The 14,942-nt window shown below is 35.9% G+C and carries 11 protein-coding genes; 7 read left to right on the top strand and 4 right to left on the bottom strand.

Annotated features, from left to right (window positions below):
* From H033_RS0101125 to H033_RS0101105, 5 genes are all read left to right on the top strand, one after another.
* The gene (locus H033_RS0101125) at positions 1–1,584 is read left to right on the top strand and encodes a DUF4270 domain-containing protein (RefSeq protein ID WP_026836682.1); all 1,584 of its coding nucleotides are present in this window, start codon (positions 1–3) and stop codon (positions 1,582–1,584) included.
* Positions 1,585–1,587: 3 nt separating this feature from the next.
* Positions 1,588–3,438, top strand: a complete 1,851-nt coding sequence (gene glmS, locus H033_RS0101120) for a glutamine--fructose-6-phosphate transaminase (isomerizing) (RefSeq protein WP_026836681.1) — start codon at positions 1,588–1,590, stop codon at positions 3,436–3,438.
* Between the two features lie 90 nt (positions 3,439–3,528).
* Complete coding sequence (locus tag H033_RS0101115; protein WP_026836680.1) at positions 3,529–6,288, top strand: TonB-dependent receptor; 2,760 nt, start codon at positions 3,529–3,531, stop codon at positions 6,286–6,288.
* 300 nt (positions 6,289–6,588) lie between these two features.
* Positions 6,589–8,100: a F0F1 ATP synthase subunit beta gene (atpD, locus tag H033_RS0101110; RefSeq protein ID WP_026836679.1), complete on the top strand. Its 1,512-nt coding sequence runs from the start codon at positions 6,589–6,591 to the stop codon at positions 8,098–8,100.
* An 81-nt stretch (positions 8,101–8,181) separates the two neighbouring features.
* Complete coding sequence (locus H033_RS0101105; protein ID WP_026836678.1) at positions 8,182–8,469, top strand: FoF1 ATP synthase subunit delta/epsilon; 288 nt, start codon at positions 8,182–8,184, stop codon at positions 8,467–8,469.
* A gap of 442 nt (positions 8,470–8,911) precedes the next feature.
* Here the strand turns inward: H033_RS0101105 and H033_RS0101095 are convergent, their stop codons facing one another.
* The 4 genes from H033_RS0101095 to H033_RS22420 are packed head-to-tail and all read right to left on the bottom strand — an operon-like array spanning position 8,912 to position 11,678.
* A complete protein-coding gene (locus H033_RS0101095) occupies positions 8,912–10,684 on the bottom strand; it encodes a M61 family metallopeptidase (RefSeq protein WP_026836676.1) in 1,773 nt (590 codons plus the stop codon).
* 51 nt (positions 10,685–10,735) lie between these two features.
* Positions 10,736–10,945 carry a helix-turn-helix domain-containing protein gene (locus H033_RS0101090; protein ID WP_026836675.1) on the bottom strand — a complete coding sequence of 70 codons (210 nt, stop codon included), beginning with the start codon at positions 10,943–10,945 and terminating at the stop codon, positions 10,736–10,738.
* A gap of 3 nt (positions 10,946–10,948) precedes the next feature.
* On the bottom strand, positions 10,949–11,473 hold the full coding sequence (locus tag H033_RS0101085) for a hypothetical protein (protein ID WP_026836674.1): 525 nt from the start codon (positions 11,471–11,473) through the stop codon (positions 10,949–10,951).
* A complete protein-coding gene (locus H033_RS22420; RefSeq protein ID WP_410503513.1) occupies positions 11,457–11,678 on the bottom strand; it encodes a hypothetical protein in 222 nt (73 codons plus the stop codon). Before H033_RS22420 ends, H033_RS0101085 begins: the two co-directional genes overlap by 17 nt.
* Before the next feature lie 510 nt (positions 11,679–12,188).
* Between H033_RS22420 and H033_RS0101075 the strand changes: the two genes are divergently transcribed.
* Together H033_RS0101075 and H033_RS0101070 are read left to right on the top strand one after the other, a co-directional pair.
* Positions 12,189–14,495 carry a putative monovalent cation/H+ antiporter subunit A gene (locus H033_RS0101075; RefSeq protein WP_026836672.1) on the top strand — a complete coding sequence of 769 codons (2,307 nt, stop codon included), beginning with the start codon at positions 12,189–12,191 and terminating at the stop codon, positions 14,493–14,495.
* A gap of 31 nt (positions 14,496–14,526) precedes the next feature.
* Positions 14,527–14,940 (top strand): Na+/H+ antiporter subunit B, encoded by a 414-nt coding sequence (locus H033_RS0101070; protein ID WP_026836671.1) that lies wholly within the window; start codon positions 14,527–14,529, stop codon positions 14,938–14,940.
* Positions 14,941–14,942 lie beyond the last annotated feature (2 nt).

Below are 14,942 nucleotides of genomic sequence, written 5' to 3'. Positions count from 1 at the left end.
ATGATTTTTTTGAAAAGAGCACGTCTAGTCCCAATAGTATTGCTGTTGGCTTTAGTATTTACCTCATGTGATAACGATTTTAATTCCATTGGCGGTAGGCTTATTGGTCAGTTTGATTCCATCCCCTTATATGAGGCTGGAGTAATTGGTTATAGCAAAAAGATTGGGCCAGTTCAGACAAATGGACTTCCTGTTAATAAATTAGGAGTTTATAATGAGCCTGTTTATGGGCAGCAAGTTGCGAGTGTTTTAACTCAATTGTCTTTAACTAGTACTAATCCCCAATTTGGAAAAGAAGCTGTTGTGGACAGTGTGGTATTAACACTTCCTTATTTTAGTACTGCTTTAGAAGCGGGTGAGGATGGAAACCCTATTTATCAATTGGATTCTCTTTTTGGTAATGCTCCCTACAAGTTGACGGTTAGCAGATCCAATTTTTTCCTTAATAATTTTGATCCAGATGCAGATTTTGCATCGGTTCAAAAATACTATTCAGATCAAGGCTCAGTTTTTGAAAATAATTTAGTTGGTGCTCCTTTGTATACGAATGAAAATTTTTTGCCCTCAAAAGAAGAGGTTGTGCATGGGGAGTTCAATCAGGACAACGAATTAGATACTGTTCGCGCTACTCCAAGACTTAGAGTCAATTTACCAGTACAATTTTTTCAAGAGAACATTATTAATAAGGAAGGATCTTTAGAACTTTCTAATAATAACAATTTCAACAACTTTATTAGAGGACTCTATTTTAAAGCTGAGCCATTAAATGGTAGTGGTAATATGTTATTGCTTGATTTCAATTCTATTACTAACCCAGATGCGGGAATTACTATTTATTATACTTCTCAAGTTGCAGATGCGTTAGATTCTGATGGGGATGGTGATATTACAGAAATGGTAGGACAAGCCTCTTCGTATAAATTGAATTTTGGGCCTAATATAGTAAATGCGTTTTCTCAAGATTTCCCAACAGAAATCATTTCAGAAATTGCCGAAACTAATGCTCAGGTTGGAGCTAAGAATTTGTTTTTAAAAGGTGGAGAAGGAGCAGTTACGGTTATCAAATTGTTTGAAGATGAAGCGGAATTAGCAGAATTAAGAGCTAATAATTGGTTGATTAATGAAGCGAACCTAAGCTTTTTTGTAAATCAGGACAGAGCTCCAGGTGCTGAAGCTGAGCCAGAAAGAATTTACTTATACAATTTGAAAACCAATGAGCAACTATTCGATTATTTAATAGATCCTAGCCTAAACAATTTAAGCCCTTTAAATTCTCTCATTACACATTCAAGTAGGTTAGAAAGAGATGAAACTGGCGCAGGAATTAGTTATAAAATTAGAATAACCGAGCATGTAAAGAATGTTTTAAATAACGACTTCGATAATGTAAACTTGGGTCTAGTAGTTACTCAAAACATTAATTTGGTAAGAAATTCTGCTTTAAAAACTCCGATAGACAGTATTTCAAGAGTTCCAAGTGCAGCTGTTATTTCTCCTGAAGGAACTGTGTTGCATGGAAATTTATCTCCTAATGCGGAAAAAAGATTAAAATTTAATATTTATTATACAGAAGTAAACAATTAGATTATGTGCGGAATTGTAGGTTATATAGGTCATAGAGAAGCTTATCCTATAGTAATAAAAGGATTGCATAGATTAGAGTATAGAGGTTATGATAGTGCTGGAATTGCATTGTTTGATGGAAAAGAGTTAAATCTTTGTAAAACCAAAGGAAAAGTAGCTGATCTAGAAGCTAAATTTAACGGTACTACTTCCAAAGCTGGAAATGTAGGAATAGGCCATACACGTTGGGCAACACATGGTGTTCCAAATGATGTAAATTCACACCCACATTATTCTAATTCAGAAAATCTTGTGATAATCCACAACGGGATTATAGAAAATTATTCTTCTCTTAAGAAAGAATTAGTAAAAAGGGGTTACACTTTTCAATCTGATACCGATACAGAAGTATTGGTAAACCTTATTGAAGATGTGATGATCAATGAAGATGTGAAGCTAGGTAAGGCAGTGCAAATTGCACTTAATCAAACTATCGGAGCATACGCGATCACGGTTTTTGATAAAAGAAAACAAAACGAATTAGTTGTTGCAAGATTAGGGAGCCCATTAGCAATTGGAATTGGAGAAAATGAATTCTTTATAGCATCAGATGCTTCACCATTTATTGAGTTCACGAACAATGCTATTTATCTTGAAGATGGAGAAATGGCTGTAGTGAGACTTGGTAAAGAAATCAAAGTTAGAAAAATACACGATGATACTTTAGTAGATCCTTATGTTCAAGAATTGCAGTTGAACTTAGAGCAGATCGAAAAAGGAGGTTATGATCACTTTATGCTGAAAGAAATCTATGAGCAGCCTAGCGCTATAACAGATACTTATAGAGGGCGAATGTTGGTAGATGAAGGCATTATTAGAATGGCTGGAGTAGACGATAATATTGAACGCATAGCAAAAGCTAAAAGAATTTTGGTAGTGGCATGTGGGACCTCATGGCATGCAGGTCTGGTTGCAGAATATATTTTCGAAGATCTTGCTAGAATTCCTGTAGAAGTGGAATATGCTTCAGAATTTAGATATAGGAATCCAGTTATTTATGAAAATGACGTAGTGATCGCGATTTCGCAAAGTGGAGAAACTGCAGATACAATGGCTGCTATAAAACTTGCTAAAGAAAAGGGAGCGTTTGTGTTTGGAGTTTGTAATGTCGTAGGTTCCTCAATATCTAGAGAAACTCATGCAGGAGCATATACACATGCGGGTCCAGAAATAGGGGTTGCCTCAACAAAAGCCTTTACCACTCAAATCACTGTGCTTACCTTAATGGCTTTAAAATTAGCTAAATATAGAGGTACGATTTCTGATTCAGATTTTAGATATCACTTGCAGCAGTTAGAAGCTATTCCTGCTAAAATTGCAAAAGTTTTAGAAACTACGAATGAGCACATAAAGGAGATAGCCTTCAAATATAAAGATGTATCTAACTGTCTTTACTTAGGAAGAGGATATAATTTCCCAGTCGCTTTGGAAGGAGCATTAAAACTTAAAGAAATCTCTTATATTCATGCTGAAGGATATCCGGCAGCCGAAATGAAACACGGACCTATTGCTTTAATCGATGAGCAGATGCCGGTTGTCGTTATTGCTACCAAAATGGGTCACTACGATAAGGTTTTAAGTAATATACAAGAGATAAAATCCAGAAAAGGAAAAATTATTGGAATTGTTACAGAAGGAGATACAGAAGTAAAGGAACTTGCAGATTATGTAATTGAAGTGCCAGATACCATAGAGTCTTTAACTCCCTTATTAACTACCATTCCAATGCAGCTGCTGTCTTATCATATTGCAGTGATGCTTGGTAAAAATGTAGATCAACCAAGAAACTTGGCTAAATCTGTAACTGTTGAATAGTTAACATCCTGTTAATAGGTTTTTATTGTATTCTGATTTTGAGGGGTTTATTTAGCTAAATTGTTAAGTAAACTAACTCAAAATCAGAATATGAAAAAATCACTGATCCTTTTTATTTTTTTATGTTGTCTTATCACTCACGCCCAGACTACGGTTACGGGACGAATTGTAGATAATAATAATGCCCCGGTTATGGGAGCCAACATATCGGTTCCTGAACTTTCCCAAGGAACGGTTTCAGATCTTAATGGAGACTTTATTCTTACTGTCTCCCAAACCCCTCCATTTAATCTACAAATTAGTAATGTTGGATATGAAACGCAGTCGGTTTCTATTACTTCCAATAACCAGGTTGTAAACGTTACATTATTAGAAGGAGATGCTTTAGATGAGATAGTGGTTTCGGCTTCTAGAACTCCAGAAAGGATTTTTGAATCGCCTGTGACCGTTGAGCGTTTCGGGATTAAGGATATCAAAAATACCACTGCCGCTACTTTCTATGCGGGACTTGAAAACCTTAAAGGGGTAGATGTGAATACTAGTAGTTTAACCTTTCAATCTGTGAACACCCGTGGTTTTGCAACCTTTGCAAATACCAGATTTGTTCAACTTGTAGATGGAATGGACAATTCTTCTCCTGCGCTAAATTTTGTATTAGGAAATCTTTTAGGGATGACAGAGCTGGATGTAAATAGTATAGAATTACTTCCTGGAGCATCCTCTGCTCTATATGGAGCAAATGCTTTTAATGGGATCTTATTTATGACTAGTAAGAATCCGTTTGATTTTCCAGGAATTAGTGCTTATTATAAACAAGGAATAACTTCGCAAGACGCAGCTGGCACCAACCCTGTTTATGATCTTGGTGTAAGAGTTGCTCATAAATTTTCTGATAAATTTGCAGCTAAAGCTAATTTCTCCTATCTAAAAGGAACCGATTGGTTTGCCGTAAGCGAAGTAGATGTTTTAAGTCCTGGAAATACCAGAGCCGACCCTAATTATGATGGGTTGAATATTTACGGAGATGAAGTTAGCACAAATATTAGAGGAGTTGGTCAATCCTTAGCTGCGGCGGGCTTAATTCCCGCGGAAGCTGTAGCCTTGTTGCCTAGTGAAAATGTAAGTAGAACTGGATATGCAGAACCAAGTCTTACCGATTATAATGCAGAAAGTATAAAATTTGATACAGCGCTGCACTATAGACCTTTTGCCGATGATTTTGAAATAAGCTATTTGGGAAAAGTGGGAATTGGTTCTACAATCTACCAAGGAGCAAATAGATATGCTTTAAATGATTTCTTTTTGCAACAACATAAGATTGAAGTCGGGAATGATAATTTCTTTGTTAGAGGTTATATAACCGATGAAGATGCCGGTGATTCCTATGACACCCGTTTTACAGCGATCAATATAAATAGACTTTGGAAATCAGATCAGCAATGGTTTGGGCAATATGCAGGAGCATTTTTAGGCGCAAGGGGTCAAGGCCTTCCTGAAGAACAAGCTCATGCTTTTGCTAGACAGACTGCCGATACCGGAAGATTGGTTCCGGGCACTGTAGAATTTCAGAATGCTTTTAATCAGGTTATTAGTGATCCAAATCTTGCCACGGGATCTAAATTCCAAGATGCAACTCAATTAAGACATGCAGATGCAAATTATAATTTTTCTCATATTACTCAGGATTTTGCAGATATCCAGGTTGGAGGATCATACAGGCAATATAAGCTAAATTCATCTGGAACAATATTTACAGATTCAGACGGGCCAATTAAATATTCAGAATATGGTGTTTATACCCAAATTCAGAAAAAATTATTGGAAGAGAGATTGAAGTTAACAGGATCTATTAGATATGATAAATCCGAATTATTTGATGGAAACTTCTCTCCAAGACTTTCTGCAGGTTATACCGCAGGGGCCGATAGATCTCATAATTTTAGGGCCTCGGTGCAAACAGGATTTAGATATCCAACTACTCAGGATCTATTTATAGGCCTGGATGCCGGAAGAGCAATATTGGTAGGTTCTGCCGAATCTAATTTGGATCGAGATGTTAGAACCTTTACGTTAAGCGGAGTTGGAGCAGCGGCCACTGGTAGCCCAACTGCTACTGTTGTTGGTAGAGCAGCTTATGAAAATTCTTTTTCTTTGAATTCTGTGTTAACAGGAGCACCTGCAAAATCTGATGTAGAAATTGTGAAGCCAGAACAAGTAACTGCTTTTGAAGTTGGATACCGTGGAAGAACTGGAAAAGTGATCATAGACTTAAATGCCTATTACAATACCTACCAGGATTTCATTTCTAATGAAACCGTGTTAGTGCCTTTTTATGGCGAGGTAGGAGACAATGCTCTTTCTTTGTTGGCATTACAACAAAGCGATTTCAAGGCCTACCAAACTTACACCAATTCTTCAGCAGATGTGAAGTCGTACGGAGCAACTATTGGTCTGGGAACAAAGGTGTTTGGGAATTTTGATCTTGATGGAAATTATACCTATTCCAAGGAAGATTTCGATGAATCCTCTGCACCAGATTTTAGAACCAGCTTTAATACGCCAAACCATAAGGTGAAGGTTTCTTTCGGAAATACAGAGGTATTTACCAACTTCGGTTTCAATGTGAATTACAGATGGAGTGATACCTATTTATGGCAAGGAACTTTCGCAGATGGTAAAGTGCCTGCATACTCTGTAGTAGATGCACAAGTAAATTATAAAGTACCATCTATTAAATCCACCTTTAAGTTGGGAGCTACCAATATTGGAGGGAATGAATATTTCACAGCTTTTGGTACCGGCCATATCGGTCAGCAGTATTATGCATCCATTACCTTCAATAATCTATAGATTTATTTTACTTATTGAATTCTTCATTATCGAAAAAAGCTTTTTAGAACAATATTCTAAAGAGTTTTTTTTGTTTAAAACGCATCTGATGTTTAGCTAATTATATCTCTGTAGCTGGTTTTAGTATTGTTATAGGCTTCCAATTACATGCAAATTAGATTCTTCAAAAAAAGTTGTGCTTTAGCCTATATGATTTTATAAAGAAAAAACTATATTTGCAGCCTGAAAATAGGTTAAGATAAATTCATTTTTATCCAACATATTTTAAAGATTTCAATATTAAACATAAAGAATTAGATAATGTCTAAAATCACAGGTAAAGTTGCACAAATTATAGGCCCTGTTGTTGATGTAGTTTTCAACGCAGATAATGCTGATTTGCCAAATATTTACGATTCCTTAGAAATTACCAGAAAAGATGGTTCTCTTTTGGTGTTGGAGGTACAGTCCCATATTGGGGAAAACACTGTAAAAACCATTGCCATGGAGTCAACCGATGGATTGAGCCGTGGAGTAGAAGTAGTAGCAACTGGAGCTCCAATTCAAATGCCAATAGGAAAAGAAGTTTATGGGCGTTTATTCAACGTGATCGGGGATCCTATTGATGGATTGGATGTTTTGCCAAAAGCAGGTGATGCTGGTTTGCCAATTCACCGTGATTCTCCAAAATTTGAAGATTTATCTGTTTCTACAGAAGTATTATATACAGGAATTAAAGTAATAGATCTAATCGAGCCTTATGCAAAAGGTGGAAAGATCGGTTTATTTGGTGGAGCCGGAGTAGGTAAAACCGTATTAATTCAAGAATTAATTAATAATATTGCAAAAGGTCACGGTGGGCTTTCAGTATTTGCTGGAGTTGGAGAAAGAACTCGTGAAGGAAATGACCTTTTAAGAGAGATGTTGGAGTCTGGTATTATTAAATACGGAGACGAATTCATGCACTCTATGGAAGAAGGTGGATGGGATCTGTCTAAAGTAGATAAAGCTGCTTTGAAAGAATCTAAAGCAACTTTCGTATTCGGACAAATGAATGAGCCACCAGGAGCACGTGCACGTGTTGCACTTTCTGGACTTACCATTGCTGAATATTTCCGTGATGGAGCAGGAGAAGGACAAGGGAAAGATGTACTTTTCTTCGTAGATAACATCTTCCGTTTTACACAAGCGGGATCTGAAGTATCTGCACTTCTTGGACGTATGCCATCTGCGGTAGGATACCAACCTACATTAGCAACAGAGATGGGTGCGATGCAGGAACGTATTACTTCAACAAAGAATGGATCTATTACATCTGTACAAGCGGTTTACGTACCTGCAGATGATTTAACAGATCCAGCACCAGCAACAACATTTGCTCACTTGGATGCTACAACCGTACTTTCTCGTAAAATTGCAGAGCTTGGTATTTATCCTGCGGTAGATCCTTTGGATTCTACTTCAAGAATTCTTACTGCTGAAATTTTAGGTGAAGAGCACTATAGATGTGCACAACGAGTAAAAGAGTTGTTACAACGTTATAAAGAATTACAGGATATCATTGCTATTCTTGGGATGGAAGAACTTTCTGAAGAAGATAAGCAAGCGGTATATAGAGCAAGACGTGTACAACGTTTCTTATCTCAGCCATTCCACGTTGCAGAACAGTTTACAGGATTAAAAGGAGTATTGGTAGATATTAAAGAAACCATCAAAGGATTTAACATGATCATGGATGGAGAATTAGATAAATATCCAGAAGCTGCTTTTAACCTTAAAGGTTCTATTGAAGAAGCTATTGAGGCAGGAGATAAAATGTTGGCTGAATCATAAACTAGTATTTAGGTTTGAGATATTAGAATTGAGAAATCATTTTTCTAATTACTTAATACTAACTACTCAATACTAAAAAATATGTATTTAGAAATAGTTACTCCGGAAGCAGTTGTATTTGGTGCAGAAGTAGTGTCGGTAAGAGTTCCCGGAATGGATGGTGAATTTCAGATGTTAAATCATCATACTGCAATTGTTTCACTTCTAGTAGAAGGAGAAGTAAAGATCGATTTAGCTGCGGCAAGCCCGGAAATGCTAAAAAGTCTTTCTTCAGCTTTTAGAAAAGAAGCTAACAATGTACTTTTCTACCCAATTAAAGGTGGTGTGCTTGAAATGAAAGATAATAAAGCAATCGTATTAGCTGATTAATTAGCTATATAATTATATTTAAAAAGCCTGTTGAATTTCAACAGGCTTTTTTGTTGCATATAAAGCTCACATTTCGACATGCTCAATGTGACAAAATGTTGTCATCCTGAGCCTGTCAAAGGATCTCAATGAATCAGAATTTGTATTTACAAGAGATTCCTCCTTCGTCGGAATGACAAATAAAAAGAATGTCATCCTGAGCCTGTCGAAGGATCTCAATGAAGCAGAATTTGTGTTTTTAAGAGATTCCTCCTTCGTCGGAATGACAAATAAAAAGAATGTCATCCTGAGCCTGTCGAAGGATCTCAACGAAGCAGAATTTGTGTTTACAAGAGATTCCTCCTTCGTAGGAATGACAATCAAGTTAGACGGTCATCCTGAGCCTGTCGAAGGATCTTTCTCTTGAAAGCTATTTTCTAAGAAGCCTGAGTCAGGCTTCTTTTTATTTTGTCGCTAACCAAGCCTCTCTTGCTTTTTTTGCTTTTTTATCGGCATTCTCATCTATATTGATGCTATAAGTTGGATCTTTAGAAAGTGTAACCTTGGACTTAGCTTGCTTAGCATCCCTCAAGAAAGTTATATTCAGTACAGTTCCGGGTTTGCTTTCTTTTATGATATTCTCCCAATCTTCCATGGAGGAAATAGGATCTTCATTCACAGTAGTTATTTGATCTCCACTAGTTAAATTCGCATTATAAGCCGGGCTATCAATTTTAGGATTGCTAGCTATTTGTATTAAACTGTCATTAGCTTTCAGTGACGCTCCAAAATATCCTTTATCAACATCTTGAGTCAGCTTTAAACCCACTGTTTTAAATAGCTCAGCATACTTAGGCATTTCGCTTTTATAGATATAATTTCCAAAGAATTCATCTGCAACTGCAGCTCCTGCATATTTGGCAAGGCTTTCGTGTAGATCCTCAATAGTATAGGAAACCTCTGTTTTTCCGTAGGTATTCCAAACCTGCTTCATAAAATCGTCTAAATTTAAACCTTTACTTCTAAGGTTTAGATCTAATGCTAAGCCCAGAACGCTTCCGTAGGAATAATACGAGATAAAAGTGTTTTCTCTATTTACAGGATCTACTGACGTTGCTGCATCTACAAATGGAGCTTGGTAGCTCATCTCTATTGGATTAAAAAATTGATGTGCTGGAGAATTCCAAACGTAGTTAAAAGTGCCATTTAAGCTCTTGATGTATTCTTCAGCAGTCAAAATATTGGCTCTATGAAGAATTAGATTGGTGTAGTAACTAGTGAAACCTTCAGCAAACCATAAAGATCCAGACATGTTAGCTTCAGAAAAATCGAATGCTTCCAGATCGTTAGGTCTAATTCGCTCTACATTCCATGAGTGAAAGAATTCATGGGAAACAGTGCCTATATTCCCTTTCATTCCCCCATCTGCTAAACCTTCGGTATCAGTTAAAATAGTACTGTTTCTATGCTCCATTCCATCTCCGGATACATTAGGTAAGTAACATGCGATAAAGGTATATTCATCATAATCGTAGTCTGGTAATTCCCCAAAAACTTGTTTTTCTTGTTGTACTATTCGCTTTACTTGATCGAAATACTCATCCAATTCCGCATCAGTACCATCGTGATGTAATACAAATCGAATATTCTTTCCGTCTAACTTAAATTCTCTCAAGCTGAAATCGCTCAACTCGGTTGGGCTATCCATGAAATAATACATGTCTGGTGCCATATACGTATTTCCTTCGACTGGCTTAAGTTGGGTAGCAACTTTCCAGTTAGAACCTTCTGGAGAATTGAAGGTTATTTCTAAAGGTCTGTGCTGCAGTTCTTCTGCATACATAAAAGTTGCAGGGATATTTAAATGCGCATGTGTGTTGTCTATTTGAGAATAGGTGCCGTCTGCCCGATTTCCAAATAGTGTGTATTCTACATTCACGGTACCGTCATGTCCAGTTATATTCCAGGAATATGGATCCTTTCTTGTCAATTCCAATTTGTTTCCTTTGCTATCTGTAGCTTTAAATGCATAGACATTTTTAGCAAATTCATGAATAGCATATCTTCCCGGTGAAGATCTACTCATGGAAACAACAAGTTCATGTGATTTAACATTAGGAAAAGTTGCTTTTATGTTGGCTTCATGATGAACTGCATTATCGAAAGAGATCTCGTAAGTGTTGGTTTGAGCGAATGAGACAGCAGAAATAAGCAGTAGAAATAAAAATTTGCGCATAGTAATATTAGGTTTTAGGCTCTAAAATAAGGAATAAGCTAAAGTCTTTAATTAATCTTCATCGATATATTCCAGAATATCTCCAGGTTGACATTCCAGAACTTTGCAAATGGCTTCTAAAGTGGAGAACCGAACTGCTTTGGCTTTACCTGTTTTGAGTATAGATAGATTGGCGGTGGTAATGTTTATGGCTTCAGCCAGTTCATAGCTTTTCATGCCTCTTTTTTCTAATACTGCATCTAAGTTTATAATTATAGACATGATCTAGACAGTTAATTCATTTTCCTGTTGAAGAATTTCACTTTTGGAGGATATTATTGCAATTATCAGCATGAGTTTTCCTAGGAGATAAAAGAGTAGAAATTGAGGTAGCGCAGCAATAAAAATATGGATGTCATTATAAAAAAAAACTCCAGTGATCATCAACAAAGAATATTTTAATTTTGCAAATACAATGAATCCGGCTCCAACTTTTTTTAAATCTGACGGCTGATTTTGGTAGATGATTACTCCTGAATAAATTTTGGCAACCACCTTTCTTGCAAGAAGTAACTTGTCGATTAGATACAGATGTAGTAATAAATTAAGAAAAGCAAAAGCCAATCCAATATAATAAGGAGCAAGGTCCAAACCTTTAGAAAAATATTCTTCTTTGATAACAGATTGTAGTGTTAAGTCTTCGGAAAGCAATGGAGAAAATAAAGCTATAAACCAGATTAAACAATAGATAAAATAACCAAGAATACTCAAATTAATAATTGTCAGAATAACTTTAAGATGCCATTCCATATTTTTGTACAGTTAATTCATTTTCTTCTTTCAATATTCTGGCATTATCGAATATTCTGCTTAAAAAGATAAAAAAAAGTCCAACAGCAAGTAAAAACCAGAAAGAATCGATGTTAGCGAGGCCATATGTTACTGTCCTCGGACTTTCTTCAAAGAAAGTTTTGTAAATAAAAGAAGGTATTGTATTAAGAATTGCAACTATAATAATTAGGATTACCGATAATATCGGTAATCCTAATTTGCTCCTTAGTAAAAAAATCTCCTTTAAAGAATAACCGGACCAGATGTTTGAATTTGATTATGGTATAAATAAAAATAATTCGGCTTAGAATTACGAGACTCAAGATTGTATAAGCTTGAGTATTTAAGGATTCAATTAAATCTTCATGTATTCGAAAAGGTATAGATTCCTTAGGAATCCAAAGGAGGACACTAATTAGAATTATGAAAAGAATGGTTCCAAAAATGAGGAGAATTAATAGTATATCAAGAATGGTTTTTAATAAAATAAGCGGCTTCATAATTTATCGTTTATCAATAACAAACCTAATAAAAAATTATTGATTAACAATAATTAATTTTATGTTTTAGATAATTTTACGTGCTAAAAAGCAGAATGGAATTTGTTAAATGATCTTAATTTTATATGGGGCTAGTGTTCCCATTCCTCGATAATAACTATTATATTTGCGTGAAATTGAATTTTTAGTCACCTATGCTATTAGCCATACTTTTAGGTTTTGCCTTTTCTATATTCCTGGTATTTACCGGGAAATTTTTTAAAGGAAGAATTTCCATTCTGGCTGCAGGGATTCCATTGGCACTATTTGTATACTTTGCTCAATTTATTGGGCGAATTTCTGATGGAGAAGTCATTACTCAATTTCACTCCTGGATTCCAGCTTTTGGTGTAAATCTTGGTTTTACCTTAGACGGACTGTCCCTTCTGTTTTCCTTAATGATCACCGGAATCGGATTTCTGGTTTTTGTATATACTTCTGCATATTTAATGGGTCACAAATATCTGGATAGGTTTTATGGATATCTAAGCATGTTTATGGCCGCGATGCTCGGTCTTGTGCTATCCGATAATCTTATCTCACTTTTTGTTTTTTGGGAACTAACTAGTATCTCGTCATTTTTCCTAATTGGATTTAATAATACGAGTAGGGAATCAAGAAAATCTGCTATAATAGCCTTAGCAATTACTGGAATTGGAGGTCTTTCTTTATTGGTTGGATCATTATTTTTAGGATCTATAACAGGAACTTATAGCATTGCAGAAATGCTAACAATGAATCCTGAGATAGCTTCTAATCCGTATTATATATTAATAGTGGCACTCATTTTTGGAGCTGCCTTTACAAAATCGGCGCAATTCCCTTTCCATTTTTGGTTACCGGGAGCAATGAAAGCACCAACTCCTGTATCTACATATTTGCATTCTGCAACGATGGTAAAGGCAGGGATCTATCTTCTAATGAGATTAACTCCAGTATTAGGAGATCATGAATTTTGGAATACCACCTTAATTATTGTTGGGGCTATCACTATGGTCTATTCCGCTATTCACACCCTTTTCAGAACAGATCTTAAAGGGGTACTAGCATATTCGACCATTTCGGCATTAGGAATTTTGGTCTTTTTAATTGGTCAAGGTACGGTAGATGCGCTTACTGCGGCAGCGGTATTTATTATTGTACACGCTTTATATAAGGCTACACTTTTCCTGGTTACAGGTATTATAGATCACCAAACCGGGACAAGAGATACAACTGTTTTACGCGGATTAAGAAAAGTTTTATTCCCGGTCGCAATCGCTGGATTTTTAGCTGCGCTTTCTAGTGCAGGAATACCTCCAACAATTGGATTTATAGGAAAAGAACTCACCTACGAATCTACTTTCCATTTTGGTAATATGGCCCTCCTTTTGACGGGCTTAATTGTGATCACCAAAATATTATTGCTTTATGCTGGGTTTGTTACTGGTATAAAACCATTTACAGGAGCCCTTCCCGAAAGATTTGAGAACACCAAAATGCCCAGTTTTTTAATGTGGCTTCCCCCAGTGATATTGGCTGTTGGTTGTATAGTGTTTGGAATTTTTCCTGGACTAATTGAAGGTTCCTTGATAAAACCGATGGTTAGTTCTATGGGATTGGATGAAAAGGATATTCATTTAAAATTATTTCACGGTTTTAATGTTATTTTATTGCTGAGTGTAATCACTATAGCCTTAGGGACAGTTTTATATTTTACCTTGAAACCAACAAAAAAACTAGAAATTTGGATAGCTAAATTCGAAAAGTTTTCCCCTCAAACCATCGTAACGAATTCGTGGGCTTTTTTCTTTAAGTTTTCCAATGGCTGGACAAATTTGTTTCAGAATGGTTATTTAAGAAATTATGTCGCTACTATAATGGTATTTACTATTGCATTAACAGGCTATTCTTTATTTACTACTGCCAACTATGCTGTAGATTTCAATTCCTTTTCTCCTATTACTTTTTATGAAGCGGCAACTTCACTTGTAATGCTTGTCGCCATTGGATATACAGTATTTACAAGATCAAGACTGGCTGCTGTTGCATCAATGGGTATTATAGGTTATGCCATTTGTATCTTATTCGTAATTTATAGCGCTCCAGATCTAGCAATGACCCAGTTTTCTATAGATACGCTTACGGTGATTCTTTTTGTATTGGTGCTTTATAAATTACCAAAATATCTCAAATTATCAGACTATAAGATGAGGATTCGGGATGGTGTACTTTCACTTGCTTTTGGAACCATTATAACCCTGCTAATTCTAGAAGTTTTAGCAGAACCGGTAAATAAGGAAGTGAGTGACTATTATGCCGCAAATGCATATATCCTAGCACACGGAAAAAATGTAGTGAATGTTATTTTAGTGGATTTTAGAGGATCGGACACTATGCTTGAAATTTCTGTGCTAGCAATTGCAGCAATTGGAGTTTTTGCATTGCTAAAGTTAAGATTGAAAAAATCCGATCAGCGATAATGGGATCTGAAATAGATAAAAATTAATAAAGATGAAAACAATAATTTTAAGAACAGCATCTACTTACCTTTTGCCGCTTTTGCTTATGTTTTCAATATTTATATTGCTAAGGGGTCATTATTCTCCAGGAGGAGGATTTGTAGGCGGATTGATAGCCTCTATTGCGTTTGTACTACATTCCTTTGCCAGAGGCTTAGATAACACCAAAGAACTGCTTAAAATACACCCAGGATTTTTAATGCCGGTAGGTTTAGCATTGGCATTTCTAGCTGGTGTAACCCCAGTGCTGTTTTTTGATCTACCATTTATGACAGGGATATGGTATCCAGATCAATTACCAGTAATAGGTTCTTTGGGCTCAGCATTGTTTTTTGATCTTGGAGTTTATTTAGTGGTAGTAGGAGTTACTTTAACCATCATATTTACAATCACAGAATCTGCTTAATT

The sequence above is a fragment of the Gillisia sp. JM1 genome, assembly GCF_000424645.1.
In the GTDB taxonomy this organism is placed as follows: Bacteria; Bacteroidota; Bacteroidia; order Flavobacteriales; family Flavobacteriaceae; genus Gillisia.
Note: the sequence above shows the minus strand (reverse complement) of the source record. Positions and strands in the feature narration are given on the sequence as shown.

Excerpts from the sequence above, each read along its gene's own strand:
- H033_RS0101125 (WP_026836682.1), top strand. The coding sequence starts at position 1 with ATGATTTTTTTGAAAAGAGCACGTCTAGTCCCAATAGTATTGCTGTTG.
- glmS (WP_026836681.1), top strand. The coding sequence starts at position 1,588 with ATGTGCGGAATTGTAGGTTATATAGGTCATAGAGAAGCTTATCCTATA.
- H033_RS0101115 (WP_026836680.1), top strand. The coding sequence starts at position 3,529 with ATGAAAAAATCACTGATCCTTTTTATTTTTTTATGTTGTCTTATCACT.
- atpD (WP_026836679.1), top strand. The coding sequence starts at position 6,589 with ATGTCTAAAATCACAGGTAAAGTTGCACAAATTATAGGCCCTGTTGTT.
- H033_RS0101105 (WP_026836678.1), top strand. The coding sequence starts at position 8,182 with ATGTATTTAGAAATAGTTACTCCGGAAGCAGTTGTATTTGGTGCAGAA.
- H033_RS0101095 (WP_026836676.1), bottom strand. The coding sequence starts at position 10,684 with ATGCGCAAATTTTTATTTCTACTGCTTATTTCTGCTGTCTCATTCGCT.
- H033_RS0101090 (WP_026836675.1), bottom strand. The coding sequence starts at position 10,945 with ATGTCTATAATTATAAACTTAGATGCAGTATTAGAAAAAAGAGGCATG.
- H033_RS0101085 (WP_026836674.1), bottom strand. The coding sequence starts at position 11,473 with ATGGAATGGCATCTTAAAGTTATTCTGACAATTATTAATTTGAGTATT.
- H033_RS0101075 (WP_026836672.1), top strand. The coding sequence starts at position 12,189 with ATGCTATTAGCCATACTTTTAGGTTTTGCCTTTTCTATATTCCTGGTA.
- H033_RS0101070 (WP_026836671.1), top strand. The coding sequence starts at position 14,527 with ATGAAAACAATAATTTTAAGAACAGCATCTACTTACCTTTTGCCGCTT.